Below are 24,006 nucleotides of genomic sequence, written 5' to 3'. Positions count from 1 at the left end.
CCCTTGAACGCGACTCGCCGGCCGCGTTTGACGCAGCCGGCGAAGGAGAATTGGATCTAAAAAATACTAGACGCGACGGCGCTTGGGCGGACGGCAGCCGTTGTGCGGGATCGGCGTGACGTCGCGGATCGTCGTGATGGTCATGCCGACCGCCTGCAGAGCGCGCAGAGCCGATTCACGACCCGAACCCGGACCCGAAACGTTGACTTCCAGGGTCTTCACGCCGTGTTCCGCAGCCTTCTTGCCCGCATCTTCGGCGGCCATCTGAGCGGCGTACGGGGTCGACTTGCGCGAGCCCTTGAAGCCCATCATGCCGGCGCTCGACCAGGAGATGGTGTTCCCCTGCGCGTCGGTGATGGTGATCATGGTGTTGTTGAACGAGGCGTTCACATGCGCCACGCCCGAGGTGATGTTCTTGCGTTCGCGCTTTTTAACGCGACCCGGTTCCTTGGCCATCGGTCAGGCTACCTTACTTCTTCTTGCCGGCGATCGGCTTGGCCGGACCCTTGCGGGTACGAGCGTTCGTGTGGGTGCGCTGGCCGCGGACCGGCAGGCCCTTGCGGTGACGCAGGCCGCGGTAGCAGGCCAGGTCCATCAGACGCTTGATGTTCATCGAGTTTTCGCGACGCAGGTCGCCTTCCACGGTGAAATCACGGTCGATCGTTTCACGGATCTGAAGCACTTCCGCGTCGGTCAGTTGATTGACGCGACGGGCGTCCTCGATACCCACGGTCGTGACGATGTCACGCGCGGACTTCGGGCCGATGCCGTGAATGTACTGAAGCGCGATGACAACGCGCTTGTTCGTCGGGATGTTGACGCCTGCGATACGGGCCACGTCTAATGTTCTCCTAGTCACGCACCAAAGACGCGAACGGCGTGCCCGGCCCGATCCGAAGACCCAGACCGACGCGCACAGATCGCGCCCTTTCGCGGAAGCGCCCCGTTATAGGGATCGTTGCGCATCCGTCAATGGCGGAATCCGTTCTGGGAACGGATTCCATTAAAACCTACGCCACGACCGTCAGGGTCGCGTCGATCGAAGCGGCGACGGCTTCCACCGCCCCCATGCCGTCCACTTCCACCAGCTTGCCCTGCTCACGATAGTACGGAAGCAGCGGCGCGGTGTCGGCGTTGTAGCGGGCCAGACGGTTCACGAAGGTCTCGGGGTTGTCGTCCGACCGCCCCTGCTCCGCGTATCGCTTGGTGATCCGCTCGATCAAGGCCGGCTCGTCTACTTCGAGTCGCACGACGGAGTCGATCTTCTGGCCACGCTTGGCCAGCATGACGTCCAGCGCCTGGGCCTGGGCGACCGTACGCGGGAAGCCGTCGAAGATGGCGCCGCCGGCGGCCTCGGCCTCGGGCAGGCGCTCCTCGATCAGCGCGATGACGATTTCGTCGGTGACCAGGTCGCCGCGATCCAGCACGCCCTTCACCTTCTGGCCGAGCTCGGAGCCCGAGGCGATGGCGGCGCGCAGCATGTCTCCAGTCGACAACTGGACCATGCCGCGTTGCTCGACCAGCCGCTTGGCCTGGGTGCCCTTGCCAGCCCCGGGAGGGCCAAACAGGATCAAGTTCATAAAAGCCCCTTCACGCGTTTCCCAGGGTCTGACGCCCCTCACCGAGGGCAGACCTAGAATGCGTTCAAAGAAAACGGAAGCCGGATTGTGACAATCCGGCTTCCGGGTGGTTTCACGCTTGCGTCAGCGGCCGCCGCGGCCGCCGCGCAACTTCGACTTCTTGATCAGGCCCTCGTACTGGTGCGCCAGCAGGTGGGACTGGATCTGAGCCACGGTGTCCATGGTCACGGTCACCACGATCAGGATCGAGGTGCCGCCCAGGGCGAAGTTCTTGTTGCCAAGAGCGCCCATCAGGATTTCCGGGAACAGACAGACGGCGGTGATGTACGCCGCGCCGATCACGGTCAGGCGGGTCAGCACGTAGTCGAGATACTCGGCCGTGCGCTTGCCCGGACGGATGCCCGGCAGGAAGCCGCCGTACTTGCGCAGGTTCTCGGCCGTCTCGTCCGGATTGAACACCACCGAGGTGTAGAAGAACGAGAAGAAGATGATCAGGCCGGCGTAGCAGGCCATGAACAGCGGCTGGCCGTGCTGCATGGCGCCGACCACGGGCGGCAGCCACTGGGCCCAGTTGGGCAGGTTGGCCGGGTTCAGGAACTGCATGGCGGTCGTCGGCAGCAGGAGCAGCGACGAAGCGAAGATCGGCGGGATGACGCCCGCGGTGTTGATCTTCAGCGGCAGGAACGAGCTGTCGCCGCCGACCATGCGGTTGCCTTGCTGGCGCTTGGGATAGTGCACCAGCAGGCGGCGCTGCGAGCGCTCCATGAACACGATGGCGAAGATCACCGCCACGGCCAGCACGAAGATCACCATCAGCGGGAAGTAGTTGCCGGTGTTCTGGGCGGTCACGAACAGTTGGCCAAGACCGCGCGGCAGCGCCGCTACGATGCCGGCGAAGATGATCAGGGACACGCCGTTGCCCACGCCGCGGCTGGTGATCTGCTCGCCCAGCCACATCAGGAACAGGGTGCCGCCGGTCAGCGAGACGACGGTCGACAGGACGAAGAACCAGCCGGGCAGTTCCGAATAGACCAGGTTCGGCTGCGTCTGCAGGCCGACGGCGATCGAGAACGACTGCACCAGGGCCAGGATGACGGCCAGGTAGCGGGTGTACTGGTTGAGGGTCTTGCGGCCGGCTTCGCCGCCTTCCTTCTTCAGCTTTTCCCACGGCGGATACACCGAACCCATCAGCTGCACGATGATCGAGGCGCTGATGTAGGGCATCACGTTCAGCGAGAAGATCGCCATGCGCTCGACGGCCCCGCCCGAGAACATGTTGAACATGCCCAGGATGCCCTTCGACTGGCCGGCGAAGGCGCTGGCGAAGGCTTCCGGGTTGATGCCCGGAATCGGCACGTAGGTGCCGAGGCGGAACACCACCAGGGCGATGAGCGTAAACCAGATGCGCTTGTGAAGTTCGGAGGCCTTCTGGAAGGACCCGAAGTTCATGTTGGCTGCGAGCTGTTCGGCGGCCGAGGCCATTCAATTCCCCACGACGAGAGCGCGGCCGGATCGTCGAAGGCGACGAGGCGGAGCGCGCTCCAAGTATTGTACGGGGCCTGGCCGGAGATCGACGGAATCGCCGACGCTCGTGGCTTAGGCCCCAGTGCGGAGCCACACATAGGTGAGGCTCGCCGTGATGTCACGGCGAGCCTCGAAAGAACGTCATCCCGATGGGGCTTTATGGCGAGCTGGTGCGCAAAGGCCCCTACCCTGCCCGGCTCCCGCGCCGGCCTGGATCAGAAATCCAGGGCGGCTCGGGATGACACTGTGGTCTTAGGCTTCGGCTTCAGCCTTGGCCTTCTTGGTCACGGTGACCGAACCACCAGCGGCCTCGACGGCCTTGATGGCGGCTTCGGTGGCCGAGTAGACGGTCAGCTTCAGGGCCGACTTGATTTCGCCCTTGCCCAGCAACTTCACGCCGTCGAGCTCGCGACGGATGACGCCGGCGGCGACCAGGTCGGCGACGCTGACGTCAGCGCCGGCCTTCAGCTTGCCGGCTTCGACGGCCTGCTCCAGGCGCCACAGGTTCACTTCGGCGAACTGCAGGCGGAAGGGGTTGTTGAAGCCGCGCTTCGGCATGCGCATGTGCAGCGGCATCTGACCGCCTTCGAAGCCGTTGATGGCGACGCCCGAGCGCGCCTTCTGGCCCTTCACACCGCGACCGGCGGTCTTGCCCTTGCCCGAACCCGGGCCGCGACCGACGCGCATGCGGCCCTTGGTGGAGCCGGGAGCCGGAGCCAGTTCGTTCAGCTTGGTCATATGTGCCTCTCCTTGGAGATCTGCGCCTGGCCGGCGGCCAGACTCGGCTTTGGAAACGATAGAAACTTCAAACGAAAGCCACCCCGGCTTTCACCGGGGTGGCGATCTTGGGTCGTCGTGTAACAGACTTACTCGACGATTTCCAGCAGGTGCGCGACCTTGCGGATCATGCCGCGGACCGACGGGGTGTCTTCCAGCGTGGACACGCGGCCCAGCTTGTTGAGACCCAGACCGGCGAGCGTGGCGCGCTGGTCCTTTTCGCGACGGATCGGGCTGCCGGTTTGGCGGACCGTGACTTGCTTAGCTTCAGCCATGACTTAGCCCTCGATGGCTTCCGGCGACGAAGCGCCGTCGGCGCGACGGCCGAGGATGTCGCCAACCTTCTTGCCGCGCTTGGCGGCGATCTGGCGGGGCGACGACTGGACCTTCAGGGCTTCGAACGTGGCGCGAACCATGTTGTACGGGTTCGAGGAACCCGTCGACTTGGCCACGACGTCCTGGACGCCCAGGGTTTCGAGAACCGCGCGCATCGGACCACCGGCGATGACGCCCGTGCCGGGAGGGGCAGCGCGCATCATGACCTTGCCAGCGCCCCAACGGCCAGCGCCGTCGTGGTGCAGGGTGCGCGACTCGCGGAGCGGGACGCGGATCATGGTCTTCTTGGCTTCTTCGGTCGCCTTGCGGATGGCTTCCGGCACTTCACGCGCCTTGCCATGACCGAAGCCGACGCGGCCCTTTTGGTCGCCAACGACCATCAGAGCAGCGAAGCTGAAGCGACGGCCGCCCTTAACGGTGGCGGCGACGCGGTTGATGTGGACGAGCTTTTCGACGATGTCGCTGTCGACCCGCTCTTCGGGGGCGTTGCGGTCGCGACGGTCACGGCGTTGACCGCCTTCACCGCGCTGTTGGTCACCACGAGCCATTGTGTTTCCCTTAGAAGTTCAGGCCGGCTTCGCGCGCGGCGTCGGCCAGGGCTTTCACCCGTCCGTGGAAGATGTAGCCGCCACGATCGAAGACGACGTCCTTGACGCCTTTTTCGATCGCGCGCTCGGCGACGAGCTTGCCGACGGCGGCCGCAGCGTCCTTATCCGCGCCCTTGCCTTCGGCTTCCAGAGTGGAAGCCGACGCCAGGGTCACGCCGCGTTCATCATCGATGATCTGGGCGTAGATGTTCTTGGACGAGCGGAAGACCGACAGGCGCGGACGGCCGTTGGCCAGCGACTTGAGGCGGGTCCGGTTGCGCTGAGCGCGCTTGGCCGCCGATTCACGAGGAGAGAGCGCCATGGCTTACTTCTTCTTGCCTTCCTTGCGACGAACCTTCTCGCCGGCATAGCGCACGCCCTTGCCCTTGTAGGGCTCAGGCGGACGGATGCGGCGGATCTTCGCGGCAATCTCGCCGACCGCCTGCTTGTCGATGCCGGCGATCTTGATTTCGGTTTGCTTCGGCACAGCGAAGGTGACGCCGGCCGGAGCCTCAACGTCCACGTCGTGGCTGAAACCGAGTTGGAGGCTCAGGGCGGTGCCCTTCATGGCGGCGCGGTAACCGACGCCGACCAGCTCGAGGCTTTCCTCGAAGCCGGCGGTGACGCCGTGCACCATGTTGGCCACCAGAGTGCGGGACAGACCCCACATGCCCTTGGCGCGCTTGGTGTCGACGCGCGGAGTCAGCAGGAGCTCAGCGCCCTCTTGCTTGACTTCGACTTCGTCGGCGATCGTCCACGACAGCTGACCCTTCGGGCCCTTCACCGTGACCGTCTGACCCGCGAGCGTGACTTGCACGCCCGAGGGGATTGCGACGGCTTTCTTACCGATACGTGACATGCTCTTTCCCTCCCGCGCCTAGTAGACGCGGCAGAGGACTTCGCCGCCGACGTTAGCGTCGCGTGCAGCGGTGTCCGACATGACGCCCTTCGGCGTCGAAAGGATCGAGATGCCCAGGCCGTTCTTGATCGGCTTGAGGTCCTTGATCGACGAATAGACGCGACGGCCAGGCTTGGACACGCGGCTGATCTCGGCGATCACGGGCTCACCGTCGAAGTACTTGAGCTCGATCTCGAATTCGGGGAACGCACCGGGCTTCTCGACCAGCGAGTAGCCGCGGATGTAGCCCTCGTCGGCCAGCACGTCGAGGACGCGGGCGCGCAGCTTGGAAGCCGGCGTCGAGACCTTGTTGCGCTTGCGCAGGGCGGCGTTCTTGATGCGAGCGATCATGTCGCTCAGGGGGTCGTTCATCGACATCTGATCGTCCTCACCAGCTCGACTTGACGAGGCCGGGGATCAGGCCTTGCGAACCGAGTTCGCGGAGGGCCAGACGGCTCATCTTAAGCTTGCGGTAGTAGGCGCGCGGACGGCCCGTGACTTCGCAGCGGTTGCGAATGCGGATGGGCGAGCTGCTGCGGGGCAGTTTCGCCAGCTTGAGGCGAGCCTCGAAGCGTTCCTCGAGCGGCAGGGTCTCGTCGTTGGCGATCGCCTTCAGCGCGGCGCGCTTTTCGGCGTATTGCTTGACGAGAGCCTTGACGGCTTCGTTGCGGTTGACGGCGCTTTTCTTGGCCATGGTTTCTTTCCCTTCCCGCTCTCTTAGTTGACGAACGGGAACTGGAATTCCTTCAGGAGAGCCTTGGCTTCCTGGTCGGACTTCGCAGTGGTGCAGACGATGATGTCCATGCCCCAGATCTGCTCGATCTGGTCATAGTTGATTTCCGGGAACACCAGGTGCTCCTTCAGGCCCATGGCGTAGTTGCCACGGCCGTCGAAGCTCTTGCCGTTCAGACCACGGAAGTCCTTCACGCGCGGCAGCGCGATCGTGACCAGGCGGTCGAGGAATTCAAACATCCGGTCCTTGCGAAGGGTGACCTTCGCGCCGACCACCATGCCTTCGCGCAGCTTGAAGCCGGCGATGGACTTGCGGGCGCGGGTCGCGACGGGCTTTTGGCCGGCGATCGCTTCCAGTTCCTTCAGAGCCAGCTGGGCCTTCTTGGAGTCGGCCACGGCTTCGCCGATACCCATGTTCAGGACGATCTTGTCCAGCTTGGGGATCTGCATCTCGTTGGTGTAGCCGAACTGCTCCTTCATCGCGGCGCGGATGCGCTCGCGATAGACGGTCTTCAGCCGGGGCTCGTAAGCTTGATCAGCCATTGATCACCTCGCCGGTCGTCTTGGCGACGCGCACCTTCTTGTCGCCTTCGATCTTGAAGCCGACGCGGGTGGGCTTGCCGTTGGAATCCACGACGGCGACGTTCGAGACGTGCAGCGCGGCTTCCTTGTGCTTGATGCCGCCCTGGGGGTCGGCCTGGGTCGGCTTGGTGTGGCGGGCGACCATGTTCACGCCCTCCACGACAACCCGGTTTTCCTTCGGCAGGACTTGGGTCACAGCGCCTTGCTTGCCCTTGTCCTTGCCGGCGAGAACGACGACGCGGTCGCCCTTCTTGATCTTAGCAGCCATTACAGCACCTCCGGCGCGAGGGAGATGATCTTCATGTGGTTCTTGGCGCGCAGTTCGCGGGGAACCGGGCCGAAGATCCGCGTGCCGACCGGCTCGCTCTGCTTGTTGACGATGACGGCCGCGTTCTTGTCGAAGCGGATCATCGAACCGTCTTTGCGCTTCAGGCCCTGGTTCACGCGAACCACGACGGCGCGCAGAACGTCGCCCTTCTTCACGCGACCGCGCGGGATGGCTTCCTTGACGGAGACGACGATGACGTCGCCAACGCTGGCGTAGCGACGGCCAGCGCCGCCCAACACCTTGATGCACATGACCCGGCGAGCGCCAGAGTTGTCGGCGACGTCCAGGTTAGTTTGCATCTGGATCATGGTTTAGACCTTCCAGACTTAGGCCGAAGCCTTGGGAAGTGCTTCCCAGGTCTTCAGCTTGGACTTCGGAGCGCACTCGACGATGCGAATGGTTTCGCCCGTCTTGTACACATTGGCTTCGTCGTGCGCGTGGTACTTCTTAGAGCGGCGCACGATCTTCTTCAGAAGGGGGTGAACGATGGTACGTTCCACCTTCACCACCACGGTCTTGTCACCCTTATCGGAGACGACGACCCCTTCGAGGATACGCTTGGGCATATCGTTCTCCTTACGCCGCGGCCTTGGCGCGCAGCACGGTCTTGATCCGCGCGATATCCTTGCGGATTTCGTTCACGCGGTGGGTCTTCTCGACCTGACCCGTGGCGGCCTGGAAGCGCAGGTTGAACTGCTCCTTCTTCAGGGTCAGCAGGGTGTCGGCGAGTTGATCGGGGGTCATGCCCCGGATGTCGGCGATCTTCATGAGCCTCAAGCCTCCACGGCCACGCCCGCGTCGAGGCGGGTGACCACACGAGTGCGGATCGGCAGCTTGGCCGCGCCGAGGCGCAGCGCTTCACGCGCGACATCGTCCGGCACGCCGTCGATTTCGAACATGATGCGGCCGGGGGCCACGCGAGCGGCCCAGTAGTCGACGGCGCCCTTGCCCTTACCCATCCGGACTTCGGCCGGCTTGCCGGTGACCGGCACGTCGGGGAAGATGCGGATCCAGACGCGGCCTTGACGCTTCATCTGGCGGGTGATGGCGCGACGAGCAGCTTCGATCTGGCGAGCCGTGATGCGCTCCGGCTCAACGGCCTTGAGGCCGTAGGAGCCGAAGTTCAGCAGGGTGCCGCCCTTCGAGGCGCCGTGGATGCGGCCCTTGAACTGCTTGCGGAACTTGGTTTTCTTCGGTGACAGCATAGCGCTCTATCCTTAGTCCCGATTGCGGCGGCCGCGGTCGCCGCGGTCCGGGCGATCGCCGCGCTCACGTCCACCGCCTTCACCGGCCGGGCCGGATTCGGAAGCGAGACGCTTGTCCAGCGCCATCGGGTCATGCTCCAGCACTTCGCCTTTGAAGATCCAGGTCTTCACGCCGATGATGCCGTAGGTGGTCTTGGCTTCCGCGAAACCGTAGTCGATGTCGGCGCGCAGCGTGTGCAGCGGCACGCGACCTTCGCGGTACCATTCCATGCGGGCGATTTCGGCGCCGCCGAGGCGGCCCGAGACGTTGATCCGGACGCCCTTGGCGCCGAGACGCACGGCCGACTGGATCGAACGCTTCATCGCGCGACGGAAGGCGATCCGGCGCTCGAGTTGCTGAGCGATGGACTCGGCGACCAGCTGAGCGTCGGTTTCCGGCTTGCGGATCTCGACGATGTTCAGGTGGACTTCGCCTTCGGTCATCACCGAGAGGTCCTTGCGGAGCTTCTCGATGTCAGCGCCCTTCTTGCCGATGATGACGCCCGGACGGGCGGCATAGATCGTGATGCGGCACTTCTTGTGGGGGCGCTCGATGATGATGCGCGAAACGCCGGCTTGATACAGGCGCTTCTTCAGGGCGGCGCGGATCGCGAGGTCCTGGTGCAGCATCTTGCCGTACTGGTCGCCGTCGGAGAACCAGCGGCTGTCCCAGGTGCGGTTGACGCCGAGCCGCAGCCCGACCGGATTGACTTTCTGACCCATTAGGCGGCCTCACCCAGTTCGCGGACCACGATCGTGATCTCGGAGAACGGCTTTTCCACGCGCGTCGCACGACCGCGGGCGCGGGGCGAGAAGCGCTTCATCACCAGGTTCTTGCCCACATAGGCCTCGGACACGACCAGGGAGTCGATGTCGAGGTTGTGGTTGTTCTCGGCGTTGGAGATCGCCGAGTACAGCGCCTTGCGGACGTCTTGGGCGATGCGCTTGTGGCTGAATTCGAGCTCGTTCAGAGCGCGCTGGACGTTCAGGCCACGGATGGACTGAGCGACCAGGTTCAGCTTGCGGGCGCTGGTGCGCAGGGTGCGCACCTTGGCCATCGCCTCAACGCCTTCAAGGCGGCGAGCTTGCTTTTGCTTGGCCATGATTACTTCCTCTTGGCCTTCTTGTCGGCGGCGTGGCCCGGGAAGTTACGCGTGGGAGCGAACTCGCCGAACTTCATGCCGACCATGTCTTCCGACACGGAGACCGGGACGTGCTTCTGGCCGTTGTGGACGCCGAAGGTCAGGCCGACGAATTGCGGCATGATCGTCGAACGACGCGACCAGGTCTTGATGACGTCCTTGCGGCCCGACGACAGAGCGGCGTCGGCCTTCTTCAGGAGGTACCCGTCGACAAACGGGCCTTTCCAGACGGAGCGGGTCATGGCTTAGCGGCCCTTCTTCGCTTTGTGGCGCGAACGGATGATGAACTTGTCCGTGGCCTTGTTGACGCGGGTCTTGGCGCCCTTGGTCGGCTTACCAGCCGGGGTCACCGGGTGGCGACCGCCCGAGGTGCGGCCTTCACCACCACCGTGGGGGTGGTCGACCGGGTTCATGGCGACGCCGCGGACGTGCGGGCGACGACCCATGTGACGAACACGACCGGCCTTGCCGAGGTTTTCGTTCATGTGGTCGGGGTTCGAAACCGCGCCGACGGTGGCCATGCAGGTGTCGAGGACCATGCGCAGCTCGCCCGAGTTCAGGCGGATCTGGGCGTAGCCGGCGTCACGACCGACCAGCTGGGCGTAGGCGCCAGCCGAACGGGCGATCTGACCGCCCTTGGCGGGCTTCAGCTCGACGTTGTGGATGATCGTACCGATCGGCAGCGTACGCAGCGGCGAGGCGTTGCCCGGCTTCACGTCGACCTTCTCGGCGGTGATGACTTCGTCGCCGGCCTTGAGGCGTTGCGGGGCCAGGATGTAGGCCAGCTCGCCGTCCTGATACTTGATCAGGGCGATGAACGCGGTGCGGTTCGGATCGTACTCGAGACGAACGACCGTGGCCGTGCCTTGCTTACGACGCTTGAAATCCACCAGACGGTAGAGGCGCTTGGCGCCGCCGCCGCGGAAGCGAACGGCGATACGGCCGTTGCCGCCACGACCGCCCGACTTCGAGAGGCCCTCAACGAGCTTCTTTTCCGGGCGACCCTTGTGGAGCTCGCTGCGATCGATCAGCACCAGGCCGCGCTGGCCGGGGCTGGTCGGGTTAAAGTGCTTCAAGGCCATGTCTTAGAGCCCCGTCGTGATGTCGATCGACTGGCCTTCGGCCAGGGTCACGATCGCTTTCTTGACGTCGGTGCGGCGACCGACGATGCCACGGAAGCGCTTGGTCTTGCCCTTGGCGACCAGGGTGTTGACCTTGGTGACCTTGACCTTGAACAGCTCTTCGACTGCGGCGGCGATTTCGTCCTTCGACGCATCGGCGGCCACCTTGAAGACAACCTTGTTCTGCTCGCTGAGCAGGGTCGTCTTTTCGGTGATCACCGGCGACAGGATCGTGTCGTAGTGGCGGGCGGTAGCGGCCATTACGCGGCTTCCTTCTCAGCGAAACGGGCCGAGATCGCTTCCACCGCGTCCTTGGTCAGGACCAGGGTGTGACGACGCAGCACGTCGTAGACGTTCAGGCCGGCGTTCGGCAGCACGTCCACGTTCGGAATGTTGCGGGCGGCGAGCTTGAAGTTCGCGTCCACTTCCGGACCGGCGATGACCAGGGCGTTCTTCAGACCGATCTTGTCGAAGTTGGCGCGCAGGGCGGCCGTCTTCGCTTCGGTCAGAATGGCGCTGTCGAGCACGACCAGCGAGCCGGCCTTGGCCTTCGACGACAGGGCGTGACGCAGAGCCATGGCCCGGATCTTCTTGGGAAGATCGAAGGCGTGGCTGCGGACGACCGGGCCGTGAGCCTTGGCGCCGCCGACGAACTGAGCCGCACGACGCGAGCCGTGACGAGCGCCGCCGGTGCCCTTTTGCTTGTACATCTTCTTGCTCGTACGAGAGACCTCGTTACGAACCTGAATCTTGTGGTTGCCCGAGCGGCGCTTGGCCAGCTGCCAGGTGACGACACGCTGCAGGATGTCGCCGCGAATGTCTTCGATGCCGAAGATGGCGTCGTCGAGATCCACGGAACCGGCCTTGGCGCCGTCAAGTTTGATGACGTCGAGTTTCATTAGCCTTCGCCCTCTTCGGTCGTCGCCGCGGGGGCCTCTTCAGCGGGGGTTTCAGCAGCCGGAGCAGCCTCGCCAGCCTTACGGAAAGCGCCCGGACGCGGCAGATCGGCCGGAGCGGCCTTCTTCACGGCGTCGCGGATCTTCACGTAGCTGCCTTCGTGGCCCGGGACAGCGCCCTTGACCAGGATCAGGCCGCGCTCGACGTCCACCTTCCAGACGGTGACGTTGAGGGTGGTGACGGTTTCCTGACCGAGGTGACCAGCCATCTTCTTGCCCGGGAACGTACGGCCCGGATCCTGGCGGTTACCGGTCGAACCGTGCGAACGGTGCGAGACCGAGACACCGTGGGTGGCGCGGAGACCACCGAAGTTCCAGCGCTTCATGGCGCCGGCAAAACCCTTACCGACGGTGACGCCCTGGATGTCGACCTTCTGGCCGGCGACGTAGTGGTCGGCGGTGAATTCCGCGCCCACTTCGATCAGAGCAGCTTCATCGACGCGGAATTCGGCGACGACCCGCTTGGGCTCGACCGAGTTCTTGCCGAAGTGGCCGCGCTCGGCCTTCGAGGTGTTCTTGGGCTTCTTGGCGCCGGCGCCGAGCTGCAGGGCGGTGTAACCGTCCTTCTCGACAGTGCGCTGAGCCACGACCTGGCAACCGTCGAGCGACAGGACGGTGACCGGCACGTGCTGGCCAGCTTCGTCGAAGAAGCGGGTCATGCCGAGCTTCTTGGCGATCAGGCCGGTGCGGTTAGCGGGGAGAGTCATCAGTTCGGCCCTCCTTACAGCTTGATTTCGACGTCAACGCCGGCCGAGAGGTCGAGCTTCATCAGCGCGTCCACGGTCTGCGGAGTCGGGTCAACGATGTCGAGGACGCGCTTGTGCGTACGGATCTCGAACTGCTCGCGCGACTTCTTGTCGACGTGCGGCGAACGGTTGACGGTGAATTTTTCGATAAGCGTGGGCAGGGGGATGGGGCCCCGCACCGTCGCACCCGTGCGCTTGGCCGTGTTCACGATCTCGCGCGTGGAATGATCCAACACGCGGTGATCGAAGGCCTTGAGCCGGATGCGGATGTTCTGACGATCCATATCGCTCGGTTTCCTAGTGGGCTGCGCCCGCGTCTCGAACCATTTCAAAGACCAACCCGGACTCCTCTTTCGAGAACTCCGAACGCAGCGTCCGCAAAACAAATTGGCCCACGCAGTCGCCTGCGAGGGCCGGTGATCCGCAACCACGCCGTCCTCCGAGGAGAACCCTCCTCTGGATGAGAAGGACGCCTGGTTACGGGTCGCTTGCGAACCGCGTTTGAGCCCTAGAGCTCACAGCCGGTCCAACAGAAGGGCGCTTTTACGTATCTGAATCGGTTTCGTCAAGCGGTTCGGGCGGGGTTTCGTTGAGGCATCCTTAACGGCGCTTAACGCCCCGCGCCGGCCGGCAAGCAGCCCTTAACAGATGTGGCCGAAACACGTCTTCAAAGAGCAATGTTCACCGCAAGACGCTAGTTCGACACAATCTTTGTGCGCGACCCGCGCGTATAGACACCGAATTCGTTCCTGCAAGTGTAGTATTTGCGCACCATGCAGCCTCTAACGCTCCGGCAGAGCCTTGCGGCCGTCATCGAACCTTCATAGATCCGCCCCGCTCGACGAAAGGGAGGCCCTCCCCAAAACGACCGCCCGTCGTCGAGACCACATGAGTAAGGGGATTACCCACTATGAAGACCCAACTGTTCGCCGCCGCCGCCGTGCTGGCCTTCGCCGTCTCGGCTCCCGCCTTCGCCCAGAACATCGGTTCGGTCGGCGCCGCCGTTGACTACACCAACCTCGACACCAACGTCGGCGACGCCGACGGCACCTCGGTCGTCATCGACGGCTCGGTCGCCATCCCGACCGGTTCGTGGACGATCACCGGCGCCGCCGACGTCTCGATCGCCGACAGCGACGTCTCGCAACGCACCGTCGCCACCGGCGCCGTGCACGCCACGACCGTCGTCGGCAACGGCCTGCGCATCGGCGGCTTCACCGCCCTGGCCCGTCCGTCGAACGACACCCTGTGGGCCGTCGGCGGCGAAGCCCAGAAGTACCTGGGCAACGTGACCCTGACGGGTCTGGCCGCCTACGGTCAGTCGAACGACCTGGACGCCGACCTGTGGACCGTCCGCGCCGGCGCCAACTACTTCGTCTCGGACGACTTCCGTCTGGACGCTGGCCTCGGCTGGTCGAACGTTGACGGTCTCGTCGACGCCGACATCTGGGACATCAACGTCGGCGGCGAATACAAGTTCGCCAACACCGGCTGGTCGACCTTCGCCAAGTACACCCACAGCGAAGCCGACGACCTGGCCGACCTGAAGTCGGACGCCGTGAAGGTTGGCCTGCGCTACACCTTCGGTGGCAGCCTGAAGGCCCGCAACGCCGCTGGCGCCGACCTGGCCACCGGCAGCGACCTGTTCGGCTTCCTGGTTCGCTAAGAACCGCAGCCCTGGCCTTCCGGCGCCCACCGGAAGGCCGCAGGCAGCCTTTCAAGGGACCCGCCCTCCCCCTCCTACCCTGGCGGGTCCCGACGAAAAGCAAGACGCCCCCGAAGCGAAAGCTCCGGGGGCGTTCTCTTTATATATGTACCTGTGTGCGCCGAACCGCGGCCGCACTCCCAGGGCCTAGCGGCTCACTGGCCGATGTAGATGTTGCCCGAGCCCACGGCCGACTTCTTGACCGGGCCGTTGACCTTGGCGACGCGGATATCGCCCGAGCCGGCCACCGACAGCGACACCCGGTCGGCCTCGCCGCCGAAGTTCACTCCGCCCGAACCCATGATGCTGACGTCTATGTCGCGAGCGCGGCCGCCGGCGACCTTGACCCCGCCCGAGCCGGCGATGCTGACGTCTATGTCGCCCCCGCGCAGGGCGGCGGCCCGTACGTCGCCCGAACCGGCGATCGACACTTCCAGGTCCGACACTTCCTGCAGGCTGATGTCGCCGGCCCCGGCCAGGTTGATCTCGGCCTTGGCGGCGTTGCCGGCCTTGGTGTCGCCCGAACCGGCCAGGCTGATCTCCAGCTTGCCCCTGGTGTTGGCCACCGTCCAGTCGCCGCAGCCTGCGTTAGCCAGCTCCACGCTGTCGCTGCGACCGACGCTGCCATAGACCGCGCCCGAGGCGCCCACCGAGACGTTCATCGGCACGCGGATGGCGATCTGCGGAATGTCCTGCCAGCGCACCTCGCCCAGGTCACGCACCTTTACAGAGGCGCCCTCGCCCCGGCCGTTGCAGCTCTGGATGCGCTTGAGGCGCAGGTCGCCGTCGATGATCGTCTGGCCGCCGACCTTGCGGACCTCCAGCGGCAGGCGGCCGTTGGTGGTCAGGAACTCGACCTTCACGTCGCTGCGGGCTTCGGGAATGATGGTGACGCGAGCGACGGCGTCCTTGATCTTCACGGACGGCTCGGCGGCGGCCGCGCCGGCCAGGCCCAGAGCGGCCGCGCTGGCGGCCAGGCTGATGAGTGCGCGCATCTTTTTAGTCCCCTCGGATGGCGTTGCGTTGAGGGAACGCTAGTCGGACGAGCCGCACCACACGACTTAATTCGAGGTCATGACGCTGTTGTCACGAACCCGGTCAGGCCGCCTTCTGGGTGTCGCCGATCTCGAAGCTGCGCTCGAAGTCCTTGATCCGATCCTCGACCAGCCGCATCCGCTTGAGGCCGAGCGAAGCCGCCCACAGGGCCGCGCGCGCGGTCATCGGCGTCTTGTCCATGGCCGCGACCGGCAGGCCCCAGCGGCGCAGCACGCCGTTGGCGAAGTGCGCGCCGTTGGTCAGGCGCGAGCCCCAGGTCTGGTAGTCCACCGACAGCGAAACGTTGAAGGTGCCCAGGTTCTCGATCCGGTGCGGCGCGTGCAGCGGCCAGCTGGCCGCCATGCCGGGCTCCAGGTCGAACACCGCCGCGGCCGCATCCATGTCGCGGCGATACGGCAGGTCTTCGGTCTGCTGCTTGAGCATGATGTTCTCCATGCCCTGCTGGGGCATGTGCGCCTCGTCCACCGGATAGATCCAGATCCGCTTGCGGCCCCGCAGGTGGAACAGGATCACGCCCGGGGCGTCGGCGTGGAACGGCACCTTGGCGCCGGGGGCCGACATGATCAGCTGGCCGTTCAGCTGGACAGGTGAAAAGCCCCTCGCCTGTCCGCCGATCTCGTCGAAGGCCTGCTTCATCAGCGGGGTCAGCGCCGGATACCAGGCCTCGGCCCGGCGCAGCTGCACCCAGATGCGGCCTTCCTTGACACCTTCCAGCACCTCGCGGCCCGGCAGGCGGCCCCGAGCGCCCGTGCGCATGGTGGCCTGCCCGTCGGCGTCGAAGTCGAACAGGTTGATGTCGTAGAGTTCGGCCGGATAGGCGTCGAGCAGGCGCGCCAGGGCGTCGTCGTCGAACAGTCCGGATTCGGCCAGGTTGTGGCGGAAGGTGATCGGGCTCTTGCGGAAGCCCTTGATCTGGTCGTCCGACCAGGGCGCGACGAGACGGGTCATGCGTAGTCCTCCCTCAGTCGGCCAACAGGCCGAGACTCAAGCCAAGGCCGATGCCGACGCCGATCCCGGCTCCGACGGCCGGATGGCGCCGGCCCAGGCCGGTGACGAAACTGGCGCCGCCCTTGACCTGACCCATAAGGCCGGGCTCGCAGGCGGCGATGCGGTCCAAACGGCGGGCCAGGCGCTTGCCGACCTCGTCGATACGGTCGGCGCCGGGCGCGCCGCGCAGGTGGGTCATCAGCGACGGCCGCATGGCCACCGTGCCCTCCAGCACCGGCTCCATCGGCACGGCGAAGTCTTCCTTGTAGGCTTCCTCGCTGGGTCCGAAGTCGACGCGGGCGATCCCGCGCTCGGCGGCCGCGCGCAGGGTTTCCAGCGTCATCAGCGCGCCAGGCGAATAGCGTGCGAAGGCCGGGTCGTAGATCGGGAACCACAGGTGATGGCGATCGCCGGCGGTCAGGCCCAGCTCGGCCGCCACGATCGTTCCGCCGGCGCGCAGCACGGCCAGACGCAGGCCGAAATCCTCGGCGTCGGATTCCGCCAGGCGGTTCAGCAGCTCGATGGTCCAGCCGCAGGCGAAGATGTCGTGCTGGTGCGTACGGCGGATCTGGGCGCGCTTCTGGGCCACAAGCCAGGCCAGCAGATCCAGGGCCGGACGCTCGAAGGTGAAGACCATTTCGCCGTGGTCACGCTCCAGGGCGCGGGCGCGACGACGCTTGTCCTTCAGGAAAGCCGAGCTCCGGGTGGCCTGATAGGCCTCGAAGCCGCCGGTCAGGTCGGCCGCCATGGCGTAGCGCACGGAAAGTTCGGCAAGCGGCTGGGGCGAAACCAGGCCGCTGACCCGCATGCGCTCGGCGCCCAGCAGGGCCAGGACGGCCGGCAGGCAGACCTCGGGCTCGGCGATCAGGCCGTGGAAATCGCTCATCGGCGCGCCCAGCGGCTGGATCGACGAGCCGCGACGCTGGAACGGCAGGAAGCCGACGATGCGGCCGCCGCGCTCCAGCACGGCGATTCGTGAGCCCGGCGCGCAGGCGGCGGCGGCCTCGATATAGCGGAGATCGAAGTACGGACCGCCCAGCACCGGCTCGGCGGCGCGCAAGGCGTTCCAGCGCGCGCGCTCGGCGGCGTTCAGCTCGGCGGCCTCAACGACCCGCGCCTGAAGTCCCTGTTCCAGCACCCTGCTCCCCGTCCTTGCGGACACCGCCGGGCGTGGATCAGCGGCCCTCAGTCAGGCCCCGTGCAGGGTTAACCGCACCGGCGCCGACTTGTAGGCCGGCGTACCACTACGCCGGTCGTGATCCTCCAGTGCTACTAGAGCATTGGTTTCCGGATAGTATGCGGCCACGCACCCACGCGGAATTTTTCGCGCGACGGCGGTGAACCCGCGCACGACTCGCGCGCCGGTTTCATCGAATGCCGCCGCCAGATCGATGCGCTGCCCCTCCTCGACGCCCAGCGCGGCCAGGTCTTCGGGATTGACGAACACCACGTCGCGGCGGCCGAACACGCCGCGATAGCGGTCGTTCTCGCCATAGATGGTGGTGTTGTACTGATCGTGGCTGCGCAGGGTGGTCAGCAGCATCACCGAGGCGTCGCCGCGGCGCGGATCGTCCAGGCCCGTATGCGACAGGAAGTTGGCCTTGCCCGACGGCGTGGTCCACTTGCGCTCGGCCGGCGGGACCGGCAGGCGGAAGCCGCCCGGCTGGCGAATGCGGGTGTTGTAGTCGGCGAACTGGGTCGGAAAGACCTGTTCGATCAGGTCGCGAATGCGGTCATAGTCGGCCGTCAGTCCTTCCCAGTCGACGCTATCCGCCGAGCCCAGCGCCGCCCGGGCGATGCCGGCGACGATGGCCGGCTCGGACATCAGGTGCTCGGAGGCGGGCGCATTGAGGCCGCGCGAGGCGTGGACCATCGACATCGAGTCCTCGACCGTCACCGACTGGCGCACCCCGCCCTGCAGGTCTATCTCGGTGCGGCCCAGGCACGGCAGCAGCAGCGCCTCGCGTCCGACCAGCAGATGGGTGCGGTTGGGCTTGGTGGCGATGTGGGCGACGAAGTCGACCCTGCGCATGGCCGCGTGAGTGCGGACCGGATCGGGCGCGGCGACGGCGAAGTTGCCGCCCAGGCCGACGAACACCTTGGTCTGCCCCGCTTCCATGGCCTCGATGGCCTCCACCACCGTGTGGCCGTGGTCGCGCGGCGGTTCGAAGCCGAACACCTTGGCCAGGGAGTCGAGCAGCGCCGCCGAGGGCTTCTCCCAGATGCCGACCGTACGGTCGCCCTGGACGTTGGAGTGGCCCCGCAGCGGACAGATTCCCGCCCCCGCCCGGCCGATGTTTCCGCGCAGCAGCAGCAGGTTCACCAGCTGCTGCACGGTGCTGGACGAATTGCGGTGTTGGGTCAGGCCCATGCCGTAGCAGAGGATCGTGGCGCTGGACCGGGCGTAGATGGCCGCGGCCTCCTCGATCTCGGCGCGCGACAGTCCGCCGACGCCGACGATCTCGTCCCAGGACAGGGCGTCCAGGTGCGCCGCCAGGGTGTCGAAACCCGCCGTATGCTCGGCGATGAAGTCGTCGTCGAGGACGGCCGGCTCGTCGGCGCCGCGCGCGGCGCGGTCGAAGGCTAGCACCGCCTTCATCAGGCCTTGCACCACGGCCGCGTCGCCGCCGACCTTGACCTGATAGTAGCGCGAGGCGATCGGGGTCGAAGACAGCGTCGCCATCTCGACCGGGTCCTGGGGCGAGGCGAACCGCTCCAGCGCCCGCTCGACCAGCGGATTGAAGGCCATGATCGTCGCCCCCCGGCGCGAGGCTTCACGCAGGGTCGCCATCATTCGGGGATGGTTGGTGCCGGGGTTGTGGCCGAAGCACAGGATCAGGTCGGCGTAGTCGAAGTCCTCCAGGCTGACCGATCCCTTGCCCATGCCGATCGAGTCCGGCAGGCCGACGCTGGTCGGCTCGTGGCACATGTTCGAGCAGTCGGGGAAGTTGTTGGTGCCGACCTTGCGGCCCAGCAGCTGGAACAGGAACGCCGCTTCGTTGCTGGCCCGACCCGAGGCGTAGAACTCGGCCTGGTGCGGGCTTTCCAGCGCCTGGATCGCCGCGCCCGTGCGGGCGAAGGCCTCGCTCCATTCTATGGGCAGGTAGCGATCGCTGGCGGCGTCATAGGCCATGGGGTGGGTCAGGCGGCCCAGGTCCTCGATGGCGTGGTCGCTCCAGGTCAGCATCTCGCTGAGGGTGTGGGCGGCGAACACCTCGGGGCTGGCGCGCTTGGCCGTCGCCTCCCAGGCAACCGCCTTGGCCCCGTTCTCGCAGAACTCGAACGAGGAGGTGTGCTTGGGATCGGGCCAGGCGCAGCCGGGGCAGTCGAAGCCCTCGGGCTGGTTGGCCCGCATCAGGGTCTTGCCGCCCTCGACGATGGTCTCCTGGTCGGCCAGGGCGCCGGCCACGGCCTTCAGAGCGCCCCAGCCGCCGGCGGGCGCATCGTAGGGCTTTACGCCCGGGATCTTGCCGTCATCGGCCATTACGCTACCTCCAGCGCCGCCTCGACCAGGCGGTCGGGACGGGAAAACACCATGTGGCCGTCGGCCCGGGCCAGGGCCACCAGGGTCAGGCCCGCTTCCTCGGCCCTCCGCACGGCCAGGTCGGTAGGGGCTGAGACGGCGACTATCATGCCGGCGCCCATGCGCACGGCCTTCTCGACCATCTCGAACGAGCAGCGACTGGTCACCAGCACGAAGCCGTCGCCGGCGTCGCGACGCTCGCGGGCCATGGCCCCGGCCAACTTGTCGAGTGCGTTGTGGCGGCCGACGTCCTCGGTCAGCAGCAATACCCGGCCGTCCGCGTCGCAGAAGGCCGCCGCGTGGGTGGCGCGGGTGCTGCGGCCCAGGGCCTGGGCGGCTTCGAGATTGGCCAGCGCGGCCGGCACCGCCGCGTGGCCGACGCGCACGCCCTCGACGGCCGGCGGCAGGGGCCGCACGGCGTCGGCCAGACGCTGCACGCCGCACAGCCCGCAGCTGGAGCGGCCTTCGAGATTGCGCGGACGGGCCTTGCGGCGGACCACGCCTTCGGAAAGGCGCACGTCGACCAGGATGCCCAGATCCTCGGTACGCGCCTCGACCGAGACGATCTCATCGGCGCGGGCGACGCCCTCGGTGATGGTGAAGCCCCGCGCCAGGTCCTCGACCTGGGCCGGCGTAGCCATCAGCACGGTGTGGGGACGACCATCGAACGACAGACCGACGGCTGTTTCCTGGGGGGTCCAGCGGTCGGTCGGCGCAGCGCGCCCCGGCGCGCGCCATTCCAGGGCGGATCGGAGGCGGGCGGAAGCATCGGACATGGCCGGAAGACTACAGTTTGGGCGCCGCCGCCGCCATGGCGAAAGACGAACACGGGGTGTGTCCCCCCGGCCACGCGGTCAGTTTGCGACAAGGTCAACACAAAACGGCGATTTGCTTCAAAAGCAGCGCGCCAGATTTCCTGCCGATATCCGATTTCACTGAAAGTCGCCGGCATACGGTTTGACGCAACTCGCATTCCGCCGCTCTTGTAATTCATCGGAACGTTACAGAACTTTCACCTCACAATCACGAAACAAACCCCGCCCATCCCTGCCCCACGGCGAAATTTTATTCCGCCTCAATGGCCTTGGCTGCGAAGCCTTGGCGAATACTGGGGACTATGAATGGCTAGAAATACCTATCTGCTGAGCGCCTCCGCGCTCGTCATCGCCCTGACGGCCGCGCCGGTGCTGGCGCAGGCCCAGACGACCGACGACGCGGCCGCCGTGGAGGAAGTGGTTGTCACCGGCTCGCGCATCGCGCGCCGCGACTACGTCTCCAACAGCCCGATCGTCACGATGGGCCAGGAAGCGATCGAGAAGACCGGTTCGGTCACGGTCGACACCCTGCTCAACCAGATGCCGCAGTTCGTGCCGGCGGTGTCGTCGACCTCGAACAACCCGTCGAACGGCGGCCAGGCCAACATCGACCTGCGCGGTCTGGGGACCCAGCGCACCATGGTGCTGATCGACGGCCATCGCGTGGTTCCGTCCAACTCGGACGGCACGGTCGACGTCAACATCATCCCCTCGGCCCTGATCCAGAACATCGAGGTGATCTCGGGCGGCGCTTCGGCGACCTACGGCTCGGACGCCCTGTCGGGCGTGGTCAACTTCAAGCTCAACAGGAACTTCACCGGCCTGCAGATGGACGCCCAGTACGGCGTCACCGAGCAGGGCGACGGCAAGGAAAGCTCGCTCAGCCTGACCGCCGGCGGCAAGTACGCCGAGGACAAGGGCCACGCCGTGTTCTCGGTCAGCTATTCGCAGCGCGGCGAGGTCTACAACGCCGCCCGCGATTTCGCGAAAATCTCGGGCGCCTCGTCGACCACCCCGTACGGCCGCTATGACGCCACCGGCACGAACCTGCCGACCCAAGCGGCCATCGACGCCGTGTTCTCCAAGTACGGCTACGCCAACGGCACGGTCAGCGCCTCGTCGAACCTCGGCTTCAACAACGACGGCACGCTGTTCTACAACGGCGTCAACTACACCGGCTCGGACGCGATCGACTACTCGACGATCCCGGTCAACGGCACCTACAACACCGGCGCCCTGAACCTGCTGCAGCTGCCCCTGACCCGCTACTCGGCCTATGCGGCCACCGAGTACGAGATCAACGAGCACGCCGAGGTCTACGGCTCGTTCAACTTCACCCACTACGACTCGCGCACCATCCTGGCGCCGGCGCCCGCCGCGACCTCGACAGGCTTCAGCGTGCCGGTGACCAACCCCTTCATCCCCGAAGACCTGTCGAGCATCCTGGCGAGCCGCGCGGACCCGACCGCCGACTTCCTGCTGCGTAAGCGCTTCACCGACGTCGGCGCCCGTCTGTCGGAAACGACCTTCAACGTCTTCCAGCTGGCCGGCGGCGTGCGCGGCGCGACCGGCTTCAAGGACTGGACCTACGACCTCTACGCCTCGTTCGGCCGCTCGGAGCAGAACGAGACCCAGTCGGGCAACGTCAGCCACTCGGCGGTGCAGACCCTGCTGGACGCGGCCGACGGCGGCGCCAGCATCTGCGACGGCGGTTACGATCCCTTTGGCAACAACGCCCTTTCGGACTCGTGCCGCTCGTATATCTCGCGCACGACCAAGAACTGGACCGCCGCCGAACAGCGCATGGTCGAGCTGAACTTCCAGGGCGGCCTTTTCAACCTGCCGGCCGGTGAAGTGCGCGGCGCCTGGGGCGCGGACTACAAGTTCGACAGCTTCCAGTACGTGCCTGACAGCCTGCTCTCGACCGGCGACGTCGTCGGCTTCAACGCTTCCGACGCCATCAACGCCTCGAGCGACGTTTACGAACTGTACGGCGAAATCCTGGTGCCGGTCCTCAAGGACCTGCCGTTCGTCAAGTCGCTGAACCTCGACGCCGGCTACCGCATGTCGGACTACGAGACCATCGGCACCGTCGGCGCCTACAAGGTCGACGGCGACTGGGAGGTGGTCGACGGCTTCCGCATCCGCGGCGGCTACCAGCGCGCCGTCCGCGCCCCGTCGATCGGCGAACTCTACTCGCCGCAGAACCAGGACTATCCGTCGATCAGCGAAGACCCCTGCGCCTACAACAGCAGCTACCGGACGACCGGCGCCAACGCCGCCGCCGTGCGCACGCAATGCCTGGCGCAAGGCGTGCCGTCGGCGATCATCGACAGCTACACCTACACCAACAGCCAGGTGAACGCCCTCACCGGCGGCAACCCGGACCTTAAGGAAGAGACGGCCAACACCTACAACGTCGGCTTCGTCTGGACCCCGCGCTTCGAAAACCCGCTGTTCGAGCGCCTGTCGCTGTCGGTCGACTACTACTCGATCGACATCAAGGACGCGATCGGCACCATCGACGCCTCGACCGTGCTGGACAAGTGCTACAATGGCGACGCCAACAGCGCCTACTATTGCAGCCTGTTCTCGCGCAACAGCTCGACGGGCGAGATCGACACTCTCACCCTGACCAACCTGAACCTGGCCCGCTACAAGACCACGGGCGTCGACTTCCAGGCGGACTGGGCCTTCGGCCTGGGCGCGGTCGGCCTCGACGACAAGTACGGTTCGCTGAAGTTCAACCTGGTGGGCAACTACCTCGACAGCTTCAAGGTCCAGAGCCTGGCCGGCGAAGAGTTCCAGGAACTGAAGGGCACCATCGGCAACACCTCGATCAGCTCGGTCGCCGTCTCCCACCCCGAGTGGAAGTTCGCGGCCTCGGCCAGCTGGGTGCTTGGTCCGGTGGACCTGGGCGTGCGCTGGCGCCACATCGGCGACATGGTCGACGCCGCCGACGCCTCCGAGAAGATCGGCGCCGTCGACTACCTCGACCTGAACGGCAGCTGGCAGATCAGCGATACCTACTCGATCCGGGGCGGCGTCACCAACCTGACCGACAAGCAGCCGCCGTACTTCACCTCTTACGTGCAGGCCAACACCGATCCGTCGACCTACGACGTGCTCGGTCGCCGCTTCTACGTGGCGGTGAAGGCCAAGTTCTAAGGCCTAAGGCTGCAAGCGAAGACCGGGCGGCGGGTTCGAAAGGACCCGCCGCCTTTTCTTTGATTTCTCAGAAACCTCCCCCTGTGGGGGAGGTGATCGCGCAGCGATCGGTGGGGGGAGTTGGTGCGCGATCGGCTGACACAGCGGCAGCTGAAAACGGCCCCCCACCGGCCTTCGGCCGCCTCCCCCACAGGGGGAG

32 protein-coding genes are annotated in these 24,006 nt (G+C 65.9%); 2 read left to right on the top strand and 30 right to left on the bottom strand.

The genetic code is table 11. From position 1 onward, the window contains the following. Positions 1-66: 66 nt before the first annotated feature. The 25 genes from rpsK to rpsJ all read right to left on the bottom strand — a co-directional run bounded on the left by rpsK (position 67) and on the right by rpsJ (position 12,837). The gene (gene rpsK / locus DDF67_RS22975; protein ID WP_058348453.1) at positions 67-456 is read right to left on the bottom strand and encodes a 30S ribosomal protein S11; all 390 of its coding nucleotides are present in this window, start codon (positions 454-456) and stop codon (positions 67-69) included. Between the two features lie 13 nt (positions 457-469). Beyond that, positions 470-838, bottom strand: coding sequence for a 30S ribosomal protein S13 (gene rpsM / locus DDF67_RS22970; RefSeq protein ID WP_058348452.1), 369 nt, complete (start codon positions 836-838; stop codon positions 470-472). A 172-nt stretch (positions 839-1,010) separates the two neighbouring features. Further along, complete coding sequence (locus DDF67_RS22965; RefSeq protein WP_058348451.1) at positions 1,011-1,580, bottom strand: adenylate kinase; 570 nt, start codon at positions 1,578-1,580, stop codon at positions 1,011-1,013. A gap of 123 nt (positions 1,581-1,703) precedes the next feature. Beyond that, positions 1,704-3,062 (bottom strand): preprotein translocase subunit SecY, encoded by a 1,359-nt coding sequence (gene secY / locus DDF67_RS22960; RefSeq protein ID WP_109455091.1) that lies wholly within the window; start codon positions 3,060-3,062, stop codon positions 1,704-1,706. Positions 3,063-3,356: 294 nt separating this feature from the next. Next, entirely contained in the window at positions 3,357-3,842 is a 486-nt protein-coding gene (rplO, locus tag DDF67_RS22955; RefSeq protein ID WP_109455090.1) for a 50S ribosomal protein L15, read from the bottom strand. A gap of 128 nt (positions 3,843-3,970) precedes the next feature. Then, positions 3,971-4,156 (bottom strand): 50S ribosomal protein L30, encoded by a 186-nt coding sequence (gene rpmD, locus DDF67_RS22950; RefSeq protein WP_058348448.1) that lies wholly within the window; start codon positions 4,154-4,156, stop codon positions 3,971-3,973. A gap of 3 nt (positions 4,157-4,159) precedes the next feature. Then, the gene (rpsE, locus tag DDF67_RS22945) at positions 4,160-4,765 is read right to left on the bottom strand and encodes a 30S ribosomal protein S5 (RefSeq protein ID WP_058348447.1); all 606 of its coding nucleotides are present in this window, start codon (positions 4,763-4,765) and stop codon (positions 4,160-4,162) included. A 10-nt stretch (positions 4,766-4,775) separates the two neighbouring features. Then, a complete protein-coding gene (gene rplR, locus DDF67_RS22940) occupies positions 4,776-5,126 on the bottom strand; it encodes a 50S ribosomal protein L18 (protein WP_101715818.1) in 351 nt (116 codons plus the stop codon). Positions 5,127-5,129: 3 nt separating this feature from the next. Continuing rightward, on the bottom strand, positions 5,130-5,663 hold the full coding sequence (rplF, locus tag DDF67_RS22935) for a 50S ribosomal protein L6 (protein ID WP_101719243.1): 534 nt from the start codon (positions 5,661-5,663) through the stop codon (positions 5,130-5,132). An 18-nt stretch (positions 5,664-5,681) separates the two neighbouring features. Continuing rightward, entirely contained in the window at positions 5,682-6,080 is a 399-nt protein-coding gene (gene rpsH, locus DDF67_RS22930) for a 30S ribosomal protein S8 (RefSeq protein WP_058348444.1), read from the bottom strand. 10 nt (positions 6,081-6,090) lie between these two features. Next, complete coding sequence (rpsN, locus tag DDF67_RS22925; protein ID WP_101715816.1) at positions 6,091-6,396, bottom strand: 30S ribosomal protein S14; 306 nt, start codon at positions 6,394-6,396, stop codon at positions 6,091-6,093. 23 nt (positions 6,397-6,419) lie between these two features. Further along, positions 6,420-6,977: a 50S ribosomal protein L5 gene (gene rplE, locus DDF67_RS22920; RefSeq protein ID WP_109455089.1), complete on the bottom strand. Its 558-nt coding sequence runs from the start codon at positions 6,975-6,977 to the stop codon at positions 6,420-6,422. Further along, a complete protein-coding gene (gene rplX / locus DDF67_RS22915; protein ID WP_101719241.1) occupies positions 6,970-7,284 on the bottom strand; it encodes a 50S ribosomal protein L24 in 315 nt (104 codons plus the stop codon). Before rplX ends, rplE begins: the two co-directional genes overlap by 8 nt. After that, on the bottom strand, positions 7,284-7,652 hold the full coding sequence (rplN, locus tag DDF67_RS22910; RefSeq protein ID WP_058348440.1) for a 50S ribosomal protein L14: 369 nt from the start codon (positions 7,650-7,652) through the stop codon (positions 7,284-7,286). The genes rplX and rplN overlap by 1 nt, the downstream gene beginning before the upstream one ends. Before the next feature lie 18 nt (positions 7,653-7,670). After that, positions 7,671-7,910: a 30S ribosomal protein S17 gene (rpsQ, locus tag DDF67_RS22905; protein WP_058348439.1), complete on the bottom strand. Its 240-nt coding sequence runs from the start codon at positions 7,908-7,910 to the stop codon at positions 7,671-7,673. A gap of 10 nt (positions 7,911-7,920) precedes the next feature. Next, on the bottom strand, positions 7,921-8,112 hold the full coding sequence (rpmC, locus tag DDF67_RS22900; protein WP_058348438.1) for a 50S ribosomal protein L29: 192 nt from the start codon (positions 8,110-8,112) through the stop codon (positions 7,921-7,923). A 5-nt stretch (positions 8,113-8,117) separates the two neighbouring features. Further along, positions 8,118-8,549: a 50S ribosomal protein L16 gene (gene rplP, locus DDF67_RS22895; protein ID WP_109455088.1), complete on the bottom strand. Its 432-nt coding sequence runs from the start codon at positions 8,547-8,549 to the stop codon at positions 8,118-8,120. A 12-nt stretch (positions 8,550-8,561) separates the two neighbouring features. Beyond that, the gene (gene rpsC, locus DDF67_RS22890; protein ID WP_058348436.1) at positions 8,562-9,311 is read right to left on the bottom strand and encodes a 30S ribosomal protein S3; all 750 of its coding nucleotides are present in this window, start codon (positions 9,309-9,311) and stop codon (positions 8,562-8,564) included. After that, complete coding sequence (gene rplV / locus DDF67_RS22885) at positions 9,311-9,691, bottom strand: 50S ribosomal protein L22 (protein WP_058348435.1); 381 nt, start codon at positions 9,689-9,691, stop codon at positions 9,311-9,313. The genes rpsC and rplV overlap by 1 nt, the downstream gene beginning before the upstream one ends. A gap of 2 nt (positions 9,692-9,693) precedes the next feature. Next, positions 9,694-9,972: a 30S ribosomal protein S19 gene (gene rpsS / locus DDF67_RS22880; protein WP_029912294.1), complete on the bottom strand. Its 279-nt coding sequence runs from the start codon at positions 9,970-9,972 to the stop codon at positions 9,694-9,696. A gap of 3 nt (positions 9,973-9,975) precedes the next feature. Then, positions 9,976-10,812 carry a 50S ribosomal protein L2 gene (gene rplB, locus DDF67_RS22875; protein ID WP_109455087.1) on the bottom strand — a complete coding sequence of 279 codons (837 nt, stop codon included), beginning with the start codon at positions 10,810-10,812 and terminating at the stop codon, positions 9,976-9,978. 3 nt (positions 10,813-10,815) lie between these two features. Continuing rightward, complete coding sequence (locus DDF67_RS22870) at positions 10,816-11,112, bottom strand: 50S ribosomal protein L23 (RefSeq protein WP_058348433.1); 297 nt, start codon at positions 11,110-11,112, stop codon at positions 10,816-10,818. Then, a complete protein-coding gene (rplD, locus tag DDF67_RS22865) occupies positions 11,112-11,750 on the bottom strand; it encodes a 50S ribosomal protein L4 (RefSeq protein ID WP_109455086.1) in 639 nt (212 codons plus the stop codon). Before rplD ends, DDF67_RS22870 begins: the two co-directional genes overlap by 1 nt. Next, positions 11,750-12,514, bottom strand: a complete 765-nt coding sequence (gene rplC, locus DDF67_RS22860) for a 50S ribosomal protein L3 (RefSeq protein ID WP_058348431.1) — start codon at positions 12,512-12,514, stop codon at positions 11,750-11,752. Before rplC ends, rplD begins: the two co-directional genes overlap by 1 nt. 14 nt (positions 12,515-12,528) lie before the next feature. Beyond that, entirely contained in the window at positions 12,529-12,837 is a 309-nt protein-coding gene (gene rpsJ, locus DDF67_RS22855; protein WP_004616952.1) for a 30S ribosomal protein S10, read from the bottom strand. 626 nt (positions 12,838-13,463) lie between these two features. Between rpsJ and DDF67_RS26290 the strand changes: the two genes are divergently transcribed. Beyond that, positions 13,464-14,219, top strand: a complete 756-nt coding sequence (locus DDF67_RS26290; RefSeq protein WP_109455085.1) for a hypothetical protein — start codon at positions 13,464-13,466, stop codon at positions 14,217-14,219. A 194-nt stretch (positions 14,220-14,413) separates the two neighbouring features. On the opposite strand, the gene DDF67_RS22845 is transcribed toward DDF67_RS26290, so the two are convergent. The 5 genes from DDF67_RS22845 to fdhD all read right to left on the bottom strand — a co-directional run bounded on the left by DDF67_RS22845 (position 14,414) and on the right by fdhD (position 20,600). Beyond that, the gene (locus DDF67_RS22845) at positions 14,414-15,253 is read right to left on the bottom strand and encodes a GIN domain-containing protein (RefSeq protein WP_109455084.1); all 840 of its coding nucleotides are present in this window, start codon (positions 15,251-15,253) and stop codon (positions 14,414-14,416) included. 103 nt (positions 15,254-15,356) lie between these two features. Beyond that, positions 15,357-16,262: a transcriptional regulator gene (locus DDF67_RS22840; RefSeq protein WP_233247741.1), complete on the bottom strand. Its 906-nt coding sequence runs from the start codon at positions 16,260-16,262 to the stop codon at positions 15,357-15,359. Positions 16,263-16,275: 13 nt separating this feature from the next. Then, entirely contained in the window at positions 16,276-17,439 is a 1,164-nt protein-coding gene (locus DDF67_RS22835) for a GNAT family N-acetyltransferase (protein ID WP_233247740.1), read from the bottom strand. Between the two features lie 51 nt (positions 17,440-17,490). Continuing rightward, positions 17,491-19,785, bottom strand: a complete 2,295-nt coding sequence (locus DDF67_RS22830) for an FdhF/YdeP family oxidoreductase (RefSeq protein ID WP_109455083.1) — start codon at positions 19,783-19,785, stop codon at positions 17,491-17,493. Further along, the gene (gene fdhD, locus DDF67_RS22825; protein ID WP_109455082.1) at positions 19,785-20,600 is read right to left on the bottom strand and encodes a formate dehydrogenase accessory sulfurtransferase FdhD; all 816 of its coding nucleotides are present in this window, start codon (positions 20,598-20,600) and stop codon (positions 19,785-19,787) included. Before fdhD ends, DDF67_RS22830 begins: the two co-directional genes overlap by 1 nt. A gap of 345 nt (positions 20,601-20,945) precedes the next feature. Here fdhD and DDF67_RS22820 point away from each other — a divergent pair, with 345 nt between their 5' ends. Continuing rightward, positions 20,946-23,807, top strand: coding sequence for a TonB-dependent receptor plug domain-containing protein (locus tag DDF67_RS22820; RefSeq protein WP_109455081.1), 2,862 nt, complete (start codon positions 20,946-20,948; stop codon positions 23,805-23,807). Positions 23,808-24,006 lie beyond the last annotated feature (199 nt).

This window comes from Caulobacter endophyticus, assembly GCF_003116815.1.
Classification (GTDB): domain Bacteria; phylum Pseudomonadota; class Alphaproteobacteria; order Caulobacterales; family Caulobacteraceae; genus Caulobacter; species Caulobacter endophyticus.
This window is presented reverse-complemented; position numbering and strand designations above follow the sequence as displayed.